16 protein-coding genes and 1 pseudogene are annotated in these 18,743 nt (G+C 70.5%); 8 read left to right on the top strand and 9 right to left on the bottom strand.

Going from position 1 to position 18,743, the window contains the following annotated elements; translation table 11 throughout:
* Positions 1-284 precede the first annotated feature (284 nt).
* From ACWD3H_RS34125 to ACWD3H_RS34105, 5 genes are all read left to right on the top strand, one after another.
* A complete protein-coding gene (locus tag ACWD3H_RS34125) occupies positions 285-1,313 on the top strand; it encodes a lytic polysaccharide monooxygenase auxiliary activity family 9 protein (protein WP_451957916.1) in 1,029 nt (342 codons plus the stop codon).
* Positions 1,314-1,423: 110 nt separating this feature from the next.
* Positions 1,424-1,933, top strand: a complete 510-nt coding sequence (locus ACWD3H_RS34120; protein ID WP_451957915.1) for a cellulose binding domain-containing protein — start codon at positions 1,424-1,426, stop codon at positions 1,931-1,933.
* A 323-nt stretch (positions 1,934-2,256) separates the two neighbouring features.
* Positions 2,257-4,629, top strand: coding sequence for a Tex family protein (locus ACWD3H_RS34115; protein ID WP_451957914.1), 2,373 nt, complete (start codon positions 2,257-2,259; stop codon positions 4,627-4,629).
* Between the two features lie 587 nt (positions 4,630-5,216).
* The gene (locus ACWD3H_RS34110; protein WP_451957913.1) at positions 5,217-6,623 is read left to right on the top strand and encodes a ricin-type beta-trefoil lectin domain protein; all 1,407 of its coding nucleotides are present in this window, start codon (positions 5,217-5,219) and stop codon (positions 6,621-6,623) included.
* Positions 6,624-6,739: 116 nt separating this feature from the next.
* Positions 6,740-8,074 (top strand): ricin-type beta-trefoil lectin domain protein, encoded by a 1,335-nt coding sequence (locus ACWD3H_RS34105; RefSeq protein ID WP_451957912.1) that lies wholly within the window; start codon positions 6,740-6,742, stop codon positions 8,072-8,074.
* Between the two features lie 61 nt (positions 8,075-8,135).
* Here ACWD3H_RS34105 and ACWD3H_RS34100 read toward each other — a convergent pair whose 3' ends face one another.
* Complete coding sequence (locus tag ACWD3H_RS34100; RefSeq protein WP_451957911.1) at positions 8,136-9,578, bottom strand: WGR domain-containing protein; 1,443 nt, start codon at positions 9,576-9,578, stop codon at positions 8,136-8,138.
* Positions 9,579-9,732: 154 nt separating this feature from the next.
* On the bottom strand, positions 9,733-10,359 hold the full coding sequence (locus ACWD3H_RS34095) for a DUF998 domain-containing protein (protein ID WP_451957910.1): 627 nt from the start codon (positions 10,357-10,359) through the stop codon (positions 9,733-9,735).
* A 490-nt stretch (positions 10,360-10,849) separates the two neighbouring features.
* Here ACWD3H_RS34095 and ACWD3H_RS34090 point away from each other — a divergent pair, with 490 nt between their 5' ends.
* Positions 10,850-12,013 (top strand): sensor histidine kinase, encoded by a 1,164-nt coding sequence (locus ACWD3H_RS34090; RefSeq protein ID WP_451957909.1) that lies wholly within the window; start codon positions 10,850-10,852, stop codon positions 12,011-12,013.
* A 25-nt stretch (positions 12,014-12,038) separates the two neighbouring features.
* Positions 12,039-12,209 (top strand): annotated as a pseudogene (locus tag ACWD3H_RS34085) (response regulator); the annotation flags it as partial.
* A 51-nt stretch (positions 12,210-12,260) separates the two neighbouring features.
* Here ACWD3H_RS34085 and ACWD3H_RS34080 read toward each other — a convergent pair.
* The 7 genes from ACWD3H_RS34080 to ACWD3H_RS34050 form a co-directional block, all read right to left on the bottom strand.
* Positions 12,261-12,704 (bottom strand): peptidase associated/transthyretin-like domain-containing protein, encoded by a 444-nt coding sequence (locus ACWD3H_RS34080; protein ID WP_355564375.1) that lies wholly within the window; start codon positions 12,702-12,704, stop codon positions 12,261-12,263.
* Entirely contained in the window at positions 12,704-13,384 is a 681-nt protein-coding gene (pcaH, locus tag ACWD3H_RS34075) for a protocatechuate 3,4-dioxygenase subunit beta (RefSeq protein ID WP_355564372.1), read from the bottom strand. Before pcaH ends, ACWD3H_RS34080 begins: the two co-directional genes overlap by 1 nt.
* Positions 13,381-14,556, bottom strand: coding sequence for a 4-hydroxybenzoate 3-monooxygenase (locus ACWD3H_RS34070; RefSeq protein WP_451957908.1), 1,176 nt, complete (start codon positions 14,554-14,556; stop codon positions 13,381-13,383). Before ACWD3H_RS34070 ends, pcaH begins: the two co-directional genes overlap by 4 nt.
* A 62-nt stretch (positions 14,557-14,618) precedes the next feature.
* The gene (locus tag ACWD3H_RS34065) at positions 14,619-15,365 is read right to left on the bottom strand and encodes an IclR family transcriptional regulator (protein ID WP_355564367.1); all 747 of its coding nucleotides are present in this window, start codon (positions 15,363-15,365) and stop codon (positions 14,619-14,621) included.
* A gap of 24 nt (positions 15,366-15,389) precedes the next feature.
* On the bottom strand, positions 15,390-15,833 hold the full coding sequence (locus ACWD3H_RS34060) for an SRPBCC family protein (RefSeq protein ID WP_451957907.1): 444 nt from the start codon (positions 15,831-15,833) through the stop codon (positions 15,390-15,392).
* Between the two features lie 23 nt (positions 15,834-15,856).
* A complete protein-coding gene (locus ACWD3H_RS34055) occupies positions 15,857-16,762 on the bottom strand; it encodes a phosphotransferase enzyme family protein (protein WP_350921239.1) in 906 nt (301 codons plus the stop codon).
* On the bottom strand, positions 16,762-18,210 hold the full coding sequence (locus ACWD3H_RS34050) for a helix-turn-helix domain-containing protein (protein WP_355564361.1): 1,449 nt from the start codon (positions 18,208-18,210) through the stop codon (positions 16,762-16,764). The genes ACWD3H_RS34055 and ACWD3H_RS34050 overlap by 1 nt, the downstream gene beginning before the upstream one ends.
* Before the next feature lie 232 nt (positions 18,211-18,442).
* On the opposite strand from ACWD3H_RS34050, the gene ACWD3H_RS34045 reads away from it, so the two are divergent.
* Positions 18,443-18,727 (top strand): hypothetical protein, encoded by a 285-nt coding sequence (locus tag ACWD3H_RS34045; protein ID WP_350921234.1) that lies wholly within the window; start codon positions 18,443-18,445, stop codon positions 18,725-18,727.
* The last annotated feature ends 16 nt before the right edge of the window (positions 18,728-18,743 follow it).

Here is an 18,743-nt window from a genome sequence, read left to right as displayed (position 1 = left end):
TCCCCGCACCATCCGGAAGCCCTCACGCGAAAACCTCACCGGAACACGCTCAGGCTGTGAACCTTTCATCTCGCAAAACCGCCCTCCACCCCTCCGACCTGCTGCGACACCCTGTCATCGGGCCTCGGGAAAGGCACTCCATTTACACCCCTGGACCGACGACCTAGAGTCCGTCTCGCGTGGGCGCCTCACCGCCATTGATCAACTACTCGTCATCCCTCGAAAGGGAGGGTAATTCTGTGAGTAAATGGCGAAGTATGGCTGTCGCCAGTGTGGCCACATTAATGACCGCACTGCTCGCCGTCGTCCTCATTCCCCAGTCGGCCTCGGCGCACGGCGCCATGATGACGCCTGGCAGCCGGACCTTTTTCTGCTGGCAGGACGGCCTCTCCCCGCAGGGGAACATCGTGCCCATCAACCCGGCCTGCTCGGCGGCGGTGGCCCAGAGTGGAGCCAACTCGCTCTACAACTGGTTCAGCGTGCTGCGGTCCGACGGTGCCGGGCGGACCCAGGGGTTCATCCCGGACGGTCAGGCGTGCAGCGGCGGCAACCCCGGCTACAGCGGGTACGACCTGCCGAGCGCCGACTGGCCGGTGACACACCTGACCTCGGGCGCGTCGATCCAGTTCAAGTACAACAAGTGGGCCGCCCACCCTGGCTGGTTCTACCTCTACATCACCAAGGACGGCTGGAACCCCAACCGGGCACTGACCTGGGGTGACCTGGAGAGCACGCCCTTCCACACGGCCGACCACCCGCAGAGCGTCGGCTCACCGGGTACCAACGACGCCCACTACTACTGGAACGCCACGCTGCCCTCGAACAAGACGGGCCGCCACATCATCTACTCGGTGTGGAAGCGCTCCGACTCGGCCGAGACGTTCTACAACTGCTCCGACGTGGTCTTCGACGGTGGCAACGGTGAGGTGACCGGCGTGGGTCGGCCGGGCACCAACCCGACCCCCAACCCGACGCCGACCGTGACGCCGACCGTGACGCCGACGCCCGGCCCCGGCGGGTCGTGCACCGCCTCCTACAAGACCATCAACTCCTGGTCGGGCGGCTTCCAGGCCGAGGTGACCGTGAGCAACCCGGGTTCCGCCGCCATCAACGGCTGGACCGCGAAGTGGACGCTCGGCAGCGGCAGTGCCATAAACAGCCTGTGGAACGGCACGTACACCACATCGGGGTCCGCGGTCACGGCCAAGAACGCCGACTGGAACCGGACGATAGCGGCCGGAGGCTCGACCACCTTCGGGTTCACCGCCTCGGGCACCAGCGGCTCCCCGACCGTCACCTGTACCAGCCCATAACGGGACGTGGTCCCGCCGGTGCCTGACGGGCGCCGGCGGGACCACGCGCGTTTCCCCGTCTCACCCCGCCATGTCCGTACCGGGCCCGTGTCCTCGCGGAAGGGATTCCCGTGCCGCCCACCACGAAGATCGCGCAACTGCTGGGTCTCGTCTCGCTCGGCGCGGCGGTGGCCCTGATCGCGGTGGCCTGCGCAGGCCGGGCGCCGGAGGGCGGGCACACCGCGGCGCACCTCCCCTCCCCGATCCCCCCTCAGGCCACCTCGGCGCCACCGCCTTCCCCGGCCGTCCAGCGAGACACCCCGGCCGCGCTCCCGGCCGCGGCGAAGTGCCGGGCGACGGTCACCCTGGTGGAGTCGTGGCCCGGCGGCTACCGGGGCACCGCGACGATCACCAACGACGGCGAGCAGCCGCTGGGCGGCTGGTACATCCAGTGGATGCTGCCGCAGGGGGCGACCCTCACCCAGGCGTGGAACGGCACCCACATGCAGAGCGGTCCCGTCGCGATGATCCACGCCTTGGGCGACAAGCCGCCGCTGCGGCCGGGAGCGACCGCCACCGACATCGGCTTCGTGGGAGCCGCCGCCACCCCCCCGACCTTCACCGAGGTCACCTGCGGTTAGCGGCACCCCGGGGCGGGCGCCCGTTCCCGGTCGGCTGCGACCGAACGCGTCCGCGAGCGTCCCCACCTGGGCCTCGAACCGGTGGCGATCGGCTCCTCGCACTGGGCGGCGGCGCGCGGATCACCGGTGGCGGGCTCCACCTCGGAAGCACCGGCACCGCGGCGTGCCGAGGGTCCGTGTGACCTCACCCTGGAGTTCCGCGCGCGGCTGGACACCGACGTGGGTTCTTTTCCGGCTCTCGCGTGATTCCCGCCTCCGGCTCTCCGACCCGCCGGGGAGGTGAGGCGGTAGCTTGGGACCGCCATCAAGAAGGAAGAGAGATCGTGACCACGTCTATTCATCAGCGGATCGCCGAAGAGCTGGGTGTGCGCGAGCGACAGGTGCGGGCGGCGGTGGATCTGCTCGACGGCGGCGCCACCGTGCCGTTCATCGCCCGCTACCGCAAGGAAGCCACCGAGATGCTCGACGACACGCAGCTGCGCACTCTGGAGGAGAGGCTGCGCTATCTGCGGGAGCTGGAGGAGCGGCGCACCGCGATCCTGGAATCGATCGAAGGCCAGGGCAAGCTCGACGACGCCCTGCGGGCACAGATCATGGCGGCCGATTCCAAGGCCCGCCTGGAGGACATCTACCTTCCCTACAAGCCCAAGCGGCGGACCAAGGCGCAGATCGCCAGGGAGGCAGGGCTCGAACCGCTCGCCGACGGCCTGCTGGCGGACCCGTCGGTCGACCCGCGGGCCGCGGCGGAGGCGTTCGTCGGCGAGGGGGTGGCCGATGCCGCCGCCGCGCTTGACGGTGCCCGCGCGATCCTGGTCGAGCGGTTCGGCGAGGACGCCGACCTGGTCGGCGAGCTGCGCGAGCGGATGTGGACGAAGGGGCGCCTGGTCGCGGCGGTCCGCGAGGGCAAGGAGGCGGAGGGCGCCAAGTTCTCCGACTACTTCGACTTCGCCGAGCCGTTCACCAAGCTGCCCTCGCACCGGATCCTGGCGATGTTCCGGGGGGAGAAGGAGGAGGTCCTCACCCTCACCCTGGAGCCGGAGCCGGAGCCCACCGGCACCTACGAGGGCCGCGTCGCGCACCGCTTCGGCATCGCCGACCGGGGAAGGCCCGCCGACGCGTGGCTGGCCGACACGGTCCGCTGGGCCTGGCGCACCCGCATCCTCGTCCACCTCGGCATCGACCTGCGGACGCGCATGTGGCAGGCCGCCGAGGAGGAGGCGGTCCGCGTGTTCGCCGCGAACCTGCGCGACCTGCTGCTCGCCGCGCCCGCGGGGAGCCGCGCGACCATGGGGCTGGACCCGGGGCTGCGCACCGGCGTGAAGGTCGCGGTGGTCGACGCGACCGGCAAGGTGCTGGCCACCGACACGATCTACCCCCACGAACCGCGCCGCCAGTGGGACCAGTCGCTGGCCACCCTCGCCGCGCTGGCGAAGAAGTACGACGTGGAACTCGTCTCCATCGGCAACGGCACCGCCTCGCGCGAGACCGACAAGCTCGCGGGCGAGCTGGTGAAGCTGGTCCCCGGGCTGACCAAGGTCGTGGTGTCGGAGGCCGGGGCCTCGGTCTACTCCGCCTCGGCGTTCGCCTCGCAGGAGCTGCCCGGCATGGACGTGTCGCTGCGCGGCGCCGTGTCGATCGCCCGGCGGCTCCAGGACCCGCTGGCCGAACTGGTCAAGATCGACCCCAAGTCGATCGGCGTCGGCCAGTACCAGCACGACCTCGCCGAGACCAAGCTCTCCCGCTCCCTCGACGCGGTGGTGGAGGACTGCGTGAACGCGGTCGGCGTCGACGTCAACACCGCCTCGGCACCGCTGCTCACCCGGGTGTCGGGCATCGGCTCCGGGCTCGCCGAGAACATCGTCCAGCACCGCGACGCCAACGGCCCGTTCCGTTCCCGCAAGGCGCTGAAGGACGTGGCCAGGCTCGGCCCGAAGGCCTTCGAGCAGTGCGCGGGCTTCCTGCGCATCCGCGGCGGCGACGACCCGCTCGACACCTCCAGCGTGCACCCGGAGTCCTACCCGGTGGTGCGGCGCATCCTGCAGAGCACCGGCGGTGACATCACCACCCTGATCGGCAACGGTACGGTGCTGCGGGCCCTGCGCCCGGCGGAGTTCGTGGACGACACCTTCGGGCTGCCGACCGTCACCGACATCCTCTCCGAGTTGGAGAAGCCGGGCCGTGACCCGCGCCCGGCCTTCAAGACGGCGACTTTCAAGGAGGGCGTGGAGAAGCTCTCCGACCTCACCCCCGGCATGCTGCTGGAGGGCGTGGTCACCAATGTGGCGGCCTTCGGCGCCTTCGTCGACGTCGGTGTGCACCAGGACGGCCTGGTGCACGTGTCGGCGCTGTCGCACAACTTCGTCAAGGACCCGCGCGAGGTGGTCAAGCCCGGTGACATCGTCAGGGTGAAGGTGCTCGACGTCGACATCCCCCGCAAGCGCATCTCGCTCACCCTGCGCCTGGACGACGACGTCAAGCCGTCCGGCCCGCGAGGACCGCGCGACCAGCGCGACCAGCGCGACCAGCAGGGCGGTGGCGGTCAGCGCCAGGGCGACGGCGGCAGGCAGGGCGGCGGGCAGGGACGCGGCGACCGGCAGCGGCAGGACCGCGGGGGCCGGCAGCGTAACGCGCCGAGCGGCGCGATGGCCGACGCCCTGCGCCGCGCCGGGCTCGACGGCTCCGGCGGTCGCCCCTGATCCGTGCCGGATGATCCGGACGGCGGGTAAGAAACCCTCGGCGTCGGCGGCTTCCGGGAAGGAGGCCGCCGGTGCCGCACGGAACCACGACGGGGACGGGGCCGCCGACGCCGCACGATCCCCGCGCGCGCCGTCAGCGGATCGCGGGCGTTCTGACGGACTCCCCTGACAGGGACCGCCCCCTGGAACGGTCCCCTCCGCAGATCGCCGCCTCGCACCTCCGCACAGATCACAGCGTTTCGCACGGGCGGGCGAGCCGGGCCGTGCGACTTTTTTTACCTCTTGTATTGACTGGAGAACGAAGTCTGACCTAGGGTCCCGGGCAAGCGAGACCTTGCCTTGAAGGGACCCCCCATGACTCGCTCTCTCCAACGCGGGGCGTTGGCGGATGCGAGGCGCGCCGACCGCTCCCCATCCGGGCAAGACCTCGCCTCCCCCTGCCGTATCCGTCGCGGCAGGACCTCAGGACACGCCGAGCGGCGCGCCGCCACATGTCAGGCCCACCGGGTCGCGTACGGCCACTCGCAAAAGAACGCTCGTCATGTCCGGCCCCCCGCACGCCCCCCAAGACGGAAGGAAATCCGCGTATGGCCGCCAGACAGTCGCCTCCCCGCCGCCGTCGCACGCCGCTCCCGACCACCCTCGGCGGGATGCTCACCGTCGTCGCCCTCGCCCTCGCCGGTGTGACGGTCGCGTCACCGGCCGCCGCCGCCACCGGGCATATCACCGGCATCGGCGGCAAGTGCGTCGACGTCGCCGCCGCCAGCAGTGCCAACGGCACCGCAGTCCAGCTCTACGACTGCAACGGCACCGCCGCCCAGCAGTGGACCCGTAACGGCGACGGCACCATCAGGGCGCTGGGCAAGTGCCTGGACGTCACCGCCGCCGGCACCGCCAACGGAACGCAGATCCAGCTCTACGACTGCAACGGCACCGCCGCCCAGCAGTGGATCCACAGCGCCGCGAACGACCTGGTGAATCCCGCCGCCAACAAGTGCCTGGACGCCACCGGCCAGTCCAGCGCCAACGGCACCCGCCTGCAGATCTGGGAGTGCAGCGGCAACGCCAACCAGAAGTGGACCGCCCCGAGCGACGGCGGCCCCCCTCCCACGACTCCCCCGGGCAAGATGGCCGGAGCTCCGTACCTCTACATGGGCTGGGGCAACCCGCCGAGCCCGGCGACGGTCATGAGCGCCACCGGCGTGAAGTCCTTCACCATGGCGTTCATCCTGTCCGGCGGCGGCTGCACCCCGCGCTGGGACGGCTCCAGGCCGCTGACCGGCGGCGCCGACCAGGCCGCGATCAACCAGATCAAGGCCGCGGGTGGCAGCGTCCAGGTCTCCTTCGGCGGCTGGTCGGGCAACAAGCTCGGCCCGAACTGCGCCACCCCGGCCGCCTACGCGGGAGCGGTGCAGCAGGTCATCAACGCGGTCGGCCCGGCGGTCGTCGACTTCGACATCGAGAACACCGACGAGTTCGAGAACTACACGGTCCAGGACCGCATCCTCAACGGCCTGAAGATCGTCAAGCAGAACAACCCCAACGTCAAGATCGCCGTCACCTTCGGCACCGGGACCGGCGGCCCGAGCGCGGCCGGTATCCGCCTGATCAACCAGGCCAGGGCGCTGGCCGTGCCGATCGACAACTACACGATCATGCCGTTCAACTTCGGCGCCTCGAACATCTACAACGCCACGGTCAGTTCCTCCGAGGGCCTGAAGAACGCGCTGAAGGCGGCCAACGGCTGGACCGACGCGCAGGCGTACGCCCGGATGGGCATCTCCGGCATGAACGGCCTGTCCGACCAGAACGAGCTGACCACGGTGGCGGCCTGGACCCAGATCCGCGACTGGGCCAAGTCCAAGGGCCTGACCCGTCTCGCCTACTGGGCGGTCAACCGCGACCGTCCCTGCCCCGGCGGCAACGCGGGCTCCGAGTGCAGCGGCATAGCCCAGCCCGACTGGGAGTTCACCCGCGTCACGGCCGGCTTCTGAACCCCGACCGGTCCGCCCCGTCCGAGAACCGGTGACTTTCCGGTCACCGTCCGGTACGGGGCCACCGGAGCATGCCATCTCCCCTCCAGCGGACATCGGCTCGAAAGGAAGCACCGATGATCTCCACCAGCCCGCACCCCCTGCCCGCGCCACCCACCGGCCCGCACCGCACGCGAACCCCGCTCGCGCGAATCGGCGGCCTCCTCGCGGCGATGCTCCTCACCTCCGCCGCCCTCGTCCCCTCCGCCGCGGACGCCCAGACCGCCACCGTCCAGACCACCGCCGCCCAGGTCGCCGCGGCCCCCGGCCCCCTCGTCTGGTCCGACGAGTTCAACGCCGCCGCGGGCACCGGCCCCGACGCCGCCAAGTGGCGCCGCGAGGTCGGTGGCGGCGGCTTCGGGAACAACGAGCGGCAGTACTACACGGCCGGCAACGAGAACATCGCCCACGACGGCGCCGGCAACCTGGTCATCACCGCGCGCAAGGGCAACCCCGCCGGGTACGGCTGCTGGTACGGCTCCTGCGAGTACACCTCGGGGAAGCTGACCACCGCCGCGACCTTCACCCGCGCCTACGGCCGCTTCGAGGCACGGATGAAGCTGCCCAGGGGCAAGGGCATGTGGCCGGCGTTCTGGATGCTGGGTGGCAACATCGGATCGGTCGGCTGGCCCGCGAGCGGCGAGATCGACATCATGGAGAACGTCGGCAGCGTGCCGGGGCAGGTGCTCGGCAGCCTGCACGGCCCCGGCTACTCGGGGGGCAGCCCGCTGAGCGGCAGCTACACCCTCCCCGGCGGTCAGGCCTTCGCCGACGCCTTCCACACCTTCACCGTCGACTGGGAGCCCGGCTCGGTGACCTGGTACGTCGACGGCATCCAGTACTCCAGGAAGACCCCCGCCGACACCCGGGGCAACCCCTGGGTCTACGACCACCCGTTCTTCATGATCCTCAACCTGGCCGTCGGCGGGAACTGGCCCGGCTCGCCCGACGCCTCCACGACCTTCCCCCAGCAGCTGACCATCGACTACGTCCGCGTCTACGCCCAGGGCGGCGGCAGCGGCGGCCGTACCGGGCAGATCACCGGCATCGGCGGCAAGTGCGTCGACGTCGCCGCCGCCAGCAGCGCCAACGGCACCGCCGTCCAGCTCTACGACTGCAACGGCACCGCCGCCCAGCAGTGGACCCTCGGCACCGACGGCACCATCCGCGCCCTCGGCAAGTGCATGGACGTCACCGCCGCCGGCACCGCCAACGGAACGCAGATCCAGCTCTACGACTGCAACGGCACCGCAGCCCAGCAGTGGGTCCACAGCGGGGCCCGCGACATCGTGAACCCCGCCTCCAACAAGTGCCTGGACGCCACCGGCCAGTCCAGCGCCAACGGCACCCGCCTGCAGATCTGGGAGTGCAGCGGCAACGCCAACCAGAAGTGGACCGCCCCGGCGGCCTGACCACCCCTGTCATGGGCCGAGCGGTCTCGGCCCATGACGGGCTCCCAGCTTCGCCGTACGGTCAGAGCAGGCGCCTGATGTCGCCGTAGGCCCGGTAGAAACCGCCCCGCTCGGAGAAGCGGACGCCCTCGACGAGGTAGCGTGCCCCGGCCTCGCGCACGCCCTTGGGGAACTGCACGTTCCACCGCGTGTCGTAGCCCTCGCTGACCACCCGTACCCGGAGCCGCTCGCCCTCGCGGAAGCACTCCACCACCACGCCCTCGCCGGTGTGCGAGACCGTGTCGAGCACCACGGTCTCCAGCACGGTGGTGGGCTCCACCACCGCCAGCCCGGCGGACGCCTTGACGTCGACAGACTCGGGGACGCTGCCCCCCTGGGCCGCCCTGATCGCCTCCTCGGCCACGTCGATGCAGGCCAGGGTGCCGTCGGTGGTCACGATGTAGAGGCGGTCGTCGAGATACTGCATGGAGAAGGCGGAGCCGCAACCGGTGGCCAGCTTCCACAGGCGCTCGCCGCCCTGGTCGAAGCAGTAGATCGAGGAGTGATTGTCGCCGGCGAAGACGTAGCGGCCTTCGGGGGCGGTGGCGCAGGAGAAGACCGTGGCGTCGCAGCGGTAGACCGCCTGGCTGACGCCGTCCGACTTGCGCAGCCGGTGCACGGCGCCGCGCGAGGTGCCGGCGTAGACCGAACCGGCCTCCTGCCAGCCGAACAGCACCGCGCCGTTGATGGGCGTCTCCCACACCGGTGCCCCGTCCGCGGCGTCATAGCGGGCCACCCCGGTGGAGTGTCCGTGGTAGACGGCCTCGTCGTCGCAGCGGACCATCCAGGCCGAGTCGCCCCTGCCCTTGCGCGCCCACTGGAACTCGTCCTCGTGGTCGATCGTGGTGATCCGCCCAGCGCGGTCGGAGACGCCCAGCACGCCGTCGTGGATGTCCAGCCAGTAGATGTCGACATCCTCGGCGATCTCGTACGCGACCCTCGGGACCTTGCCGCCAAGGTCGTAGACCTTGCCGTCGTCGGCGCCCGCGTAGATCCAGAAGTCGTCGCCGACGATGCACTTGACCCCGTCGGGGAGCCGGAAACGGCCGGTGACGGTGCCGCCGTGGGTGACGGTGTAGACGTCACCGCGCTGGTTGCCGACCCAGCAGCGCTCGGAGTCGACGAAGATGCCGAACGCCGCCGCACCGCTGGCGAAGCGCCAGAGCACCGGTGCCTGGGTGGCGGTGGAGCGGGCGCTCTCCACGCTGCGCCTGGTGACCGCGCGGCGCTGGCGCACCCCCTGCACGGCGGGGGCGTAACCCCTGCGGATCTTCTCGTTGATCTTCTTTGCGGCGGCCGCCTCGGCCTTCGCCACGCTGGCGAAGGCCGAGGCCTTGGACTGACCGGACTCGCCGATGCGGCCGTACCTGATCGTCACCTGGGTCCCGTCGAGCACCACCTCGTAGAACTTGTGCGAGCTCCCGCCGTCCTCGGACAGCTCCAGGTACGTGCTCCGCGCGGTCATGCTCCACCCTCTCCGTTGGTCGACGCTTCCGGAGCGTAGGGCAGCCATACGACAAATAATGAAAAGTCAGGAAAAGTAGCGGCGAGGGCTGTCGATCGGCAGCCGGACTCGTCCGTGTTTCGCGCGCTCCGGCCTCCCCCGGATCGCGAGGGTGTCAGCCGCGAGCGGCCGCTGGGAGCGGGCGGCGGGTACGGCCGCACCCGGCTCCGGCCATCAGGCCCAGCATGGCCAGCACCGCCACCTCGAAACCCACCACCAGCCGCTGCGTCACCCCGGCGGGAATGTCCTCGCCCGCCAGGTCCACGCCGACCATCCGCACCACGTACGGGAGGACCACCAGGACCAGCACGCCCAGGGAGGCCAGACTGAGCAGCCGGATCGTGCGGGCGTACGGACCGGCCGCGTGCCGCCTGGCCAGGAGCAGTCCGGCGACCGGCATCGTCAGGAAGGCCACGAACGCCGCGTACCTGTGGATGCCACCGGACATCGACAGCGGCACGCCCGGCTCGTCGGTGGGGAAGGCGCCGATCAGCAGCATGCACAGGCCCCAGATTCCGACCAGCAGGGCCGCCGCGCGGTCCTCGCCCCGCCGGGCCAGCATGGCCCCGATGATCGTCGCGGCGGCGGCGAAGAGCGTGAGCGACAGGGGAAGCAACCAGCCGTCCGCCTCGAACGCGTACTCGCTGATCACCGTGTGCACCGGGTCGAGACCGGTGACCACGTGCAGCCCGAGCATCGTGGCCGCCCCGGCGCCGATCGCCGCGTAACCGCCAAAGACCATCGCAGATCCCGTGAACGCCTGACTTCCCATGCCTCAACGATGGCGGCGATCAAGATTCCGGAATATCGGAGAGAGCCCCCTGACGTCCCTGAACGGTCCCGTAAGGATCTCGGGGCCAGGTGGTGCCGTCCTCCCGGGGACGGTCCCCGCGCCATCTCCCTGACCTGCGCGAAGACCCGTGATGGTAGGGCGGTCCTCATCAGGGTCGCCCTCGGGGTGAGGCCTGCTTCCCGCGGGCACGCCACCCGTCGAGAAGCGGTCACGATCATGCCCGGCAATAGGCAGAGGGGGCGAGGATCAGGCTGACGCCCGCGGCCCCGCGACGGAACGCGTCAGGATCGGTAAGAGTGAACATGGCTTGGAGACTACGTACTGCGCCCCTCACCGTCATCAAGGCCTACCTTGATCCGTAATCCCCCCGAAGATGGATGTCAACCTCCCTCCCCGCCCCTTACCCTCACGTCATGCCGCACCCCCCTCCCCCCGCGTCATGAGCCGCCGTTTCCCGCCCACCGCCGTCGACTGGCTGATCGCGGCGGTCATGGCCGTGTTCGGGCTCGCCGAGGAGCTCAGCGGGCGCGCGTCGGCCTTCGGCCACGAGCAGTCCCCGTTGTGGCTGGTCGCGGTGATGGCCGCGGCGGCCCTGGTGCTCGTACGGCGCCGTGCCCCGTTCACGGTCCTGACCGTCTACTCGCTGGCGAGCGCGGTGAGCTTCGCGTACTTCGGCGACCTCGCCGCCGCCTGGCAGTTCTACACCCAACTCATCCTGCTGTTCACCCTGGTCAGCGAGGCTCCCCCGCGAGACCCCAGGACCGTGTTCGGGCTCGTGGTCACCGGACTCTTCATCGGGTCGATGATGCTGGCCGTCGACCACCCCTTCGGCCCGGGGGACATGGCGGTGGCCGCGGTGATGGCCTCGATCGCCGGCGGCACGGGCTTCGCCGTGTGGCGGCACCGGCAGGTCGCGGTCCAGGCGCGAGAACGCGGCGAGTTGCTCGCCCGCAAGGCCGTGGCCGAGGAGCGCACCCGGATCGCCCGCGAGCTGCACGACGTGGTCGCCCACAGCGTCAGCGTCATGGTCATGCAGGCCGGCGCGGCCAGGCTGATGCTCCGCCCCGACCAGTTGGCCGAGCGCGAGACGCTGACCGTGGTGGAGGAGGCCGGCCGAGAGGCGGTCGAGGAGCTCCACCGCATGCTCGGCCTGCTGCGCACCGACTCCAGCGAGGACGGGCTGGCCCCGCAGCCCAGCCTGGCCCGGCTGGAGGACCTGGTGGAGCAGGTACGCGCCGCCGGGCTGGAGGTGGAGCTGATCGTGCAGGGCGAGGCCCGGCCGCTCCCGGCCGGGCTGGAGCTGTCGGCCTACCGGATCATCCAGGAGGCGCTGACCAACACGCTCAAGCACGCGGGCCCGGCACGCGTCACGGTCACCGTCTCCCACCTGCCGCGTACGCTCACCCTGGAGGTCGTCGACGACGGCCCCAGAAACGGCCACACCGGTCCCCAGGGCGCCGGGCACGGCCTGATCGGCATGCGGGAGCGGGTCGCGCTCTTCCACGGGCGGCTCGCCACCGGGCCGCTGCGGGACGGCGGTTACGGCGTCAGTGCCTCGTTCCCGCTGGCGGTGCGGGCCACCGGGGAGGAACCCGCCGGTTGAGCGGGAGACCGTGAAGGAGAGCCGAATGACCATCACCGTCGTACTGGCCGACGACCAGGCCATGATCCGCCGCGGGCTCCGGCTCATCATCGGCACCCAGCCGGACATCCGGGTGATCGGCGAGGCCGCGGACGGGCGCGAGGCCGTGGAGACGGCCAGGCGTCTCGGGCCCGACCTGGTACTGCTCGACATCGCGATGCCCCGCATGTTACGAGCACGGTCTGGTCCGCCCCGGCGAACGCTGAGCTCAGTAGGCGAAGAACACCGTCTCGCCGTCACCCTGGAGGCGGACGTCGAACCGGTGGGACCGCTCCCCCTCCGGTGTCGCGACGAGCGTGCTCCGGCGCGACGGGTCCACCTCGGCGGGGAACCGCGCCTCCGCGGTGAGATAGACCCGGGTCCAGACCGGCTTGAGCAGGCCGCGCGCGAAGATCAGCAGGGGGATGTAGCCGTCGGGCCTGGCCGTGCGGAAGCGGTAGGAGCCGTCGGCCCCGGTCTCGCAACGACCGAACAGCCCCGGCTGGCAGATCTCCAGCAGCGCGTCGGCCACCGGCTCGCCCGCACCGTCCAGCACCCGGCCACGCAGCTCGATCGCGTCCGGATGGTCCTCCGGCACGACGAGGGGCCCCTCTGCGTACGGCAGCGCGTACCCGAAGAACGGGCCCACGGTCTGCGACGGGGTCTGCGACATCACTCCTCCTCAAACGGGGTCGCGCCCAGCACGACGTCCCAGCGGTAGCCGAGCGCCCACTCGGGCTCGGTGACATCCAGGTCGAAGGCGGAGATGAGCCGTTCGCGGTCCTTGGGCTCCGGGACCGACTGGAAGATCGGGTCGTAGGCGAACAGCGGATCGCCGGGGAAGTACATCTGGGTGATCAGACGCTGGGTGAAGGCGGTGCCGAACACCGAGAAGTGGATGTGCGCCGGACGCCAGGCGTTGGGGTGGTTACGCCAGGGGTAGGACCCCGGCTTGATCGTGACGAACCGGTAGCGGCCCTCGGCGTCGGTCAGGCAGCGGCCGAACCCGGTGAAGTTGGGGTCGAGCGGGGCCGGGTGCTGGTCCACCGGATGGGCGTACCTGCCGGTGGCGTTCGCCTGCCAGACCTCCAGCAGCGTGTTCGGCACCGCCCGGCCCCGGCTGTCGAGGACCCGGCCCGTGACGATGATGCGCTCGCCGATCGGCTCGCCCGCGTGCTGCCTGGTCAGGTCGTGGTCCAGCGGCCCGACCGGCCTGTGGCCGTAGACCGGGTCGAGCAGCTCCGCCGCCTCGGGATCGAGGGCGGGTCGCACCGGCGGGTACGAGGGGGCGCGGAGCAGGGTGCTGAGATAGCCGGGGGTGAGGTGGTGCGGGTGCGGATCTGTGCGGGTCACGGGCGGGCTCCGAAATCGAAGGGCAGGCCGACGTAGTTCTCCGCGAGCGTGGTCGCGGCGGCCTCTGAGGAGGTGACGTAGTCGAGATGTGCGGTCTGCAGGCGCCGCCCGTAGGGGTCGTCGGCGTCGAAGGTGTGCAGCAGCGTGGTCATCCACCAGGAGAAGTGCTGGGCGCGCCAGACCCGCTTCAGGCAGCTGTCGGAGTAGGCGTCCAGTAGGTCGCTGGAACCCGTCGCGTAGAACTCGGCCAGGGCCGCGGTCAGCAGCCGGACGTCCGCGACCGCCAGGTTGAGCCCCTTGGCTCCGGTGGGCGGCACGATGTGGGCGGCGTCCCCGGCGAGGTAGAGGTTGCCGTGGCGCATCGGCTCGGCGACGAACGAGCGCATCGCCGACATGTCCCTGGAGATGATCGGCCCCTCGGCCAGCGTGAACCCGGGGACCGTCTCCAGGCGTGCCCGCAGCTCGGCCCAGATCCGCTCGTCCGGCCAGTCGTCGAGCGAGGCGTCCGGGGGAACCTGGAGGTAGAAGCGGCTGATCTCCTCAGAGCGCATGCTGTGCAGCGCGAAGCCCCGCTCGGTATGGGAGTAGATCAGCTCCTTGGCCGACGGAGGGACCTGCGCGAGGATGCCGAGCCAGGCGAAGGGATAGTCCCGTTGGAAGACCGTCAGGACGCCCTCGGGGATCGACCGCCGCGAGACACCGTGGAAGCCGTCGCACCCGGCGATGACGTCGCAGTCGAGGCGTTCCCCATGGAAGGTGAGGTAGGGGTTCCTCTCCAACGAGTGCAGGGCGACGTCCGGGACGTCGAAGAGAATCTTCCCTCCGTCGGCCAGTCTGCGGGCGACGAGGTCCTTGACGACCTCCTGCTGGCCGTAGACGGTGATGGCCCGGCCGGGAACGAGCTCCTCGAAGGGGATGCGGTGCCCGGCCCCGCCGTACCGCAGCTCGATGCCGTGGTGCGGCAGCCCCTCGGCGCGCATCCGGTCGCCGACGCCCGCCTCGTTGAGCACGTCCACCGTGCCCTGCTCCAGCACCCCGGCCCGCACCCGCTGCTCGATGTAGTGCCTGCTCCGTGCCTCAAGGACCACCGAGTCGATGCCCCGCAGGTGGAGCAGATGGGAGAGGAGCAGCCCGGCGGGGCCCGCTCCGATGATCCCGACCTGAGTTCGCATGCGTCGAGCATTCCGCACCGTCCACCCCCGCACGCGTCACTCTTCCGTTCAGCGGAAATCTTTCAGCGCTGGAGGGCGGCGAGATCTCGGGAGAGCGCCCCGGCCGCGGTCCGCACGGCGGATGCCAGCCGGCGCGGGTCGGCGTTGTGCCGCCAGGCCACCAGTGACAGCGCCGCCACCACCCGGCCGCCCGCCCCCCGTACCGGCACCGCGACCGAGCAGGTGCCCACCGACATCTCCTCCTGCGTGCAGGCGATCCCGGTCCGGCGGACCTCCTCCAGCTCGGTACGGAGCCGCGTGGGGTCCACCACCGTGTTGGGCGCGTGCGGGGTGAGCTCCCCGGCGAGCACCCGCTCCACCGTCTCCGGGTCCGCGAAGGCCAGCAGGACCTTGCCGACCCCGGTAGCGTGCAGCGGCAGCCCTCCGGCCACCCGCGAGACGATCGGCACGGAGGTGGGCCCGCGCAGTCGCTCCACGTACAGCGCCCGGTCGCCGCGGAGCACCGCGAGCTGCACGTTCTCGCGGGTCGCGGCGTAGAGGTCCTCCATGTACGGCAGGGCGAGCTCACGCAGCTCCCGCGGTTCCGCCGCCTGGGCACCGATCTGCCACAGGAGCATCCCGACCCGGTAGGAGCCGTCGGGGAGCCGCTCCACGAAGCCGCCCGCCACCAGCTCCCCGACCAGCCGGTGGCCGGTGGCGGGAGGCAGCTCGGCCCGGCGGCAGATCTCGGTGAGCGTCAGCCTCACGTCTCCCGGCAGGAACGCGCCGAGGATCGCCATCACCTTCCCGGTGACCGTGGGCGCTCTCACGCGTCCCGCTTCGGCCGCCGAGGCCTAGGAGGCGGCACCCAGGCGGGCGGCCAGGATCCCGGCGCGGGCGAGCTGCACCTCGCGAGCCTTCTTCGCGGCGTAGCCCAGCATCGGCCTGACCCAGGCGTGCACCACAAGGATGTCTTCAACCTCGGTTCCCCCGTCCTTCTCGCTGAGAGTGAACCGGTACTCCAGACGCACCCCGCCGGGACTGTCGACCTCGCCCTCGACGGTCCGCGGCGTGTTCCGCAACGTCACCTTGATCATGTTGTCGTACTTGACGACGCCGAGGAACTTGAAGCGTTCCACCGAGGTGTAGCGGGTCTCGGCCTCCCCCTGCTCGATGTCCTTGACCGCGACCACCATGGGCGAGAGCCCTATGTAGCTCTGCGGCTGACTCAGGTGGGCACGGAGCGCCCCCGGAGTGTTACGGACGTGAAAAGTATTACGAAGCGTGACTTTTGGCATGCTCTGTCCCCGCTTGAAGATCTTTATTGAGAGACACTAGCGGGTTCCGCCATGTACCAGCGAGCATGTTGTTCACCTCGGGTGAGGGAATCGAGCCTGCGAGGCAACTCACGCCGGGAGAAGGGGTCCGCGGCGGCGTTGCGGATGTGGATGCCCACCGCGTAGATGTCCCTGACCTCCATGAGGGTGGAGTATCCCGGCCAGGAACGCAGATCGCTGCCGTACGCGTCGGCGAACGCGTCCACGTCGGCGGCGGTCAGTCCGAAGCGCCGCTGGCCGTGGTAGGTGTGGACCAGGTCCCACTCACGGGGGCCGACCGCGACGCCGTCCCAGTCGCAGAGCACCACATGGCCGTCCGTGCAACGCAGCAGGTTGTCGATCCAGGCGTCACCGTGCAGCAGCACGGGCTCGTCGTCCACGCCGAGGTCCAGCCAGCGCTCCGTCAGCTCCGCGATGCGGTCGCGCAGCCAGGCCCGCTGGCAGGGGGTGAGCTCTTCGGAGCGGTCCACGGCGCGGCGCACCTCGCACAGCGGGTCGACGAACCGCCGCAGAGCCATCGGCGGCACCGGCAGCAGGTGCAGGCTGCGCAGGATCTCACCCAGCTCCGTGGTGGTGGGGCGGCCGCTGGCCGGCACGTAGTGCCAGAACGTGACGACCCTGCCCTCGTGCACCACGGGCTGCTCGGAGATCTCATCGGCCGGGCGCACCGCGGGGAACCCCTGCTCGGCGAGCCAGCGGGCCACCGCGAGGACCAGCGGCAGCCGGGTCAGCGCGTTGGGCGCGGTGGCGATTCTGACCACGATCTCGCTACGCAGCTTGAAGACGGCGTTGCTGCGCACCCGCAGCAACTCCGCGTCCCGGTGATCGATGCCGAGATCCTCGCAGACCTCCCGCAGGACGGTGAAGGCCTCCTCGGCGAGCGACCCCATCAGCTGACCGGAGCCGCGCCGGTGACCAGGTCGTTCAGGCGGCGCACCGCCGCCGCCCTGTGCCTGGTCTGCGGTACCTCCGACAACAGCGCCCTCGCGCGGTTGAGCACGATGGAGGTGCGGTGCTCCTGCGGGACCTGAAGCAGTGCCTTCTCCGCCAGATGGCAGGCGTCGTCGACCTTGCCGTCGCGGACCAGGTGCGCCGCCTGGTCGAGCAGGATCAGCACCGGGTCGATGGCGTACGGTTCCGAAGGGCTGGTGGGCCCCGGCTTCCAGTCGACATCCTCACCCAGCTCGATCAGGGTGCCGATCCGGTAGAACTGCAGCCGCCGCTCGGAGAAGCGGAAGGCCAGGTGGTCGTGGCCCTCGGGAGGCATCCTGGCGAAGATCCGCTCCGCCTCGGCCAGCGCGACCCTGGCCGCCTTGTGCTCGCCCATCCGGGCCAGTGCCCGCGCCTCGGCCGCCGCGCCGAGCGCCGCCGGGGAACTGGGCGCGCTCCCCGCGAGCATCCTGGCCTCGCGCGCCAGCCGCACGGTCTCGGCCAGGTCTCCGTAGTAGTACGGCAGCATCGCCTGCTGTGCCCGGACGAGGGCGCGCAGCCGCACGTCACCCATGTCGTCGGAGGCGTTGCGCGCGGTGCCGTACCAGGCGTGGGCCTGGCGGGTGTCGCCGAGCTTCATCAGCGCGTCGGCCGACAGCAGCGCCAGCATGACCGTGGCGTTGAGCAGGCGGCGCTGGGCCATCGCGGGCTGACGGGTCAGGGAGAGCGTCCTGACGTCCGACAGCTCCAGCATGAGCCGGTAGAGCATCGGCACCGGCGCGCTGCTGATGTACTCGCGCCGGTAACGCAGCACCTGCTCGTCGAGCCGGTCGAGCTGCTCCTCGGAGACGGTGGAGATGGCGAGCGTACGGTCCAGGTCCTGACGGGTCCGCTCCACCTCGGCCAGTAGCCGGCCCGTCATCACGGACCGCGAGCCGAGCAGAGCGTGGTGGAACAGCGCCCGTCGCTCGATGTCGTCTTCGGACCGTTCCCGCTCCTCGGCCTGGTAGGGCGAGCGTCCCTCGCCGCCGGAGACGACCACGACCTTGGCGCCTCCGCCGTCCTCGCAGTAATCTCCGGCCAGGCCCAACCTGACGGCGTTCGCGCGGTACAGTCGGGCCAGCAGATCGATGGTCTGCGGGCGCGGTCTGGCCCGGTTGTTCTCCCAGGCGTTGAGCAGGTCGATGCTGGCCCGCGCCTCGCCCAGGTTCTGGCGCTCACAGAGCTCCTCCAGCTCCTGAACGGACTGCCTGGCCGACCATCCCCTGGCCAGGCGGTGTGCCTTGAGCAGGCTCACCCCGCAGCAGCCGTGGATGGCCTGCGCGGTCTGCCAGTGGTTCCACTGCCTGGACGCCGCCTGCTCGCGCCAGCGTCGCGCACATGCGGGCGAGTGCTCACCTCGGGCCACGGCGTCCCTCTCCCGGTCGCTGTTTACACAACATTAACAAGGGCGCACCACAGCGTAAACGCGTCCGTGCGCCGGATTCCCTTTATTCGCGGTTTCTCCACGGAACATCCATGACTTTCCGGTCTATTCCACTGATCCCGAGGGGGTTTGCGGAAGGACCGATTGCCTCAAGTGCCACGAAACCGCACTCTGCAAAGAGGCAAGTCACGAGTGTCCGCCAGGAGTGATCCGGATGATGGCAGAACGCGGCGAGGCCGTCGACCACCTGCGTCGGTTGGCAGCCCAGTTGGAGGCACACGCCTTCCAGGTACGCCTGAGGTCGGCAGCGGGGCTTTATCCAAGGCTCCATGTGATCAACCCGATGGCCCCCGCCAGGAGCGAGGACGTACTGGCCGCCCATGAGGACGACGGCGAGTGGTGGTTCTGGTTGTCCTGGGCCGGTCGCATCGGCCACGCGGAGGACGTCGCCACGGCCGCGGAGCGTGTGGCCAGTGTTCTTCATGTGATACGGAGATAGGTGATTCTTGGGGCTG

It is taken from the genome of Streptosporangium sp. NPDC002607, from assembly GCF_053592655.1.
This window is presented reverse-complemented; position numbering and strand designations above follow the sequence as displayed.